Origin of the sequence: Robertmurraya korlensis (assembly GCF_023715225.1) — a bacterium.
In the GTDB taxonomy this organism is placed as follows: Bacteria; Bacillota; Bacilli; order Bacillales; family Cytobacillaceae; genus Robertmurraya_A.
On sequence record NZ_JAMBNS010000029.1, the window covers coordinates 1 to 1,383 of the forward strand.

The 1,383-nt window shown below is 37.4% G+C and carries 2 protein-coding genes; both read right to left on the bottom strand.

The annotated features are described in order from the left end of the window. The coding region (locus tag M3175_RS23865) for an IS3 family transposase (RefSeq protein ID WP_251524444.1) at positions 1 to 841 on the bottom strand (841 nt) is incomplete at its 3' end. Beyond that, the gene (locus M3175_RS23870; protein WP_251524441.1) at positions 835 to 1,266 is read right to left on the bottom strand and encodes an HTH domain-containing protein; all 432 of its coding nucleotides are present in this window, start codon (positions 1,264 to 1,266) and stop codon (positions 835 to 837) included. The genes M3175_RS23870 and M3175_RS23865, both read right to left, overlap by 7 nt. Between the last annotated feature and the right edge of the window lie 117 nt (positions 1,267 to 1,383).

Genomic DNA, 1,383 nt, shown 5'->3' on the forward strand with positions numbered 1-1,383 from the left:
GATTGTTATATTCCTCAATAACCCGATTAACTTCTGCACTTACTTCCGCTAGATTCTCACAGGACTTATACTCGGCGAGATCTTTAAAATGCCCAAAGAACCCTTCCATTGGGGCGTTGTCCCAACAGTTACCCTTGCGGGACATTGACTGTGTTAGCCCGAGTTTTTTCACCTTCATTTGAAACACAGGATGAGTATAATGGAAACCCTGATCTGAATGTAAGATTGCTTCAGGGTGGAAGTGTTTATTTACTGCCTTTTCTAGCTTTTTAAGGGTATTATAGACAATATCCATCTCCAAGGATGTTGATAAATGATGTGCCAAGATTTCTTTGGTTGATCCATCCTTTATACATGACAAATAAGCTTTCTGTCCTTTTCCATAATAAATATATGTAATATCTGTAAGCAATACTTTCCCTGGTTCTTCTTGATTAAAGTTACGATCTAGAAGGTTAGGACAGGTACGGTGTTCCTGGGTCGCCTTTGTCATCTTTCGATATGGATTGGCTCTTCTAATTTTTGTTATTAGGCTATATTTAGCCATAAGCCTTCTGATCTTCTTATGGTTCATTACTGCTGAATAATCATTTTCCATAATCATTTTGATTTGAAGGGCACCAACCTTCTCTTTCTTAGAAATGAAAATTCTCCTGATTAGTTCAACATCCAGTTCGTCCTGTTCATTTCGGATCTCCCTTGAAGGTGTAGCATTAAGCCAATCATAATAGCCACTTCGACTTACACCGGCTAGCTTACACAGATAAGTAACACTATGCTTCAATTTGTGTTCTCTTATTGTCTTTTCAATCAGATAGAACTTTTCAGCTGGTGTTAGAATCGTTTCTTCTTCAACGCCTGCCTTTCTAGTTCTTCGAGCTTTTTTAAGAAATCTACTTCAGCTTCCAAAAATTTTATCCTAGCTTCTGCTTTCTTTAGTTGTTCCTCTACAGAAAGTGATCTTGAAGAAGGTCTCCCTGTACTTCCTTTCCCTCGGCGTTCCGTGAGGAAGCCTTCTTCCCCATACTTATCAAAAGTTTCCTTCCACCTTGAAAGACAGCGAACAGGTAGCTTTTTATCTATAATATCCAGGTTGAACCCATTCTCAAGAAAAATTTGAGAGGGACTTTTACCTAGCTTATATTCTTGTACTGCTTTTAGTTTGAATTCAGCTTTGTATGTAATGGATCGTTCGGATGCATGAATGATATTTGAATTCTTCTCTAATTCTTTTATTTGATATTCTGTATATAAATTCTTGGCCATGATAAATCCCCCGTTTTCGTATGAATTCATTATAAACGGGATTTTTTCTTAAGACATAAAAAACCCCGAATAAGGGGCACCTTTTTTAATAGTGTCCGTTATTCGGGGTATAGTTCA

What these genes read in the sequence shown, in the direction of transcription:
- M3175_RS23870 (WP_251524441.1), bottom strand. Translation starts at nt 1,266, where the DNA reads ATGGCCAAGAATTTATATACAGAATATCAAATAAAAGAATTAGAGAAG.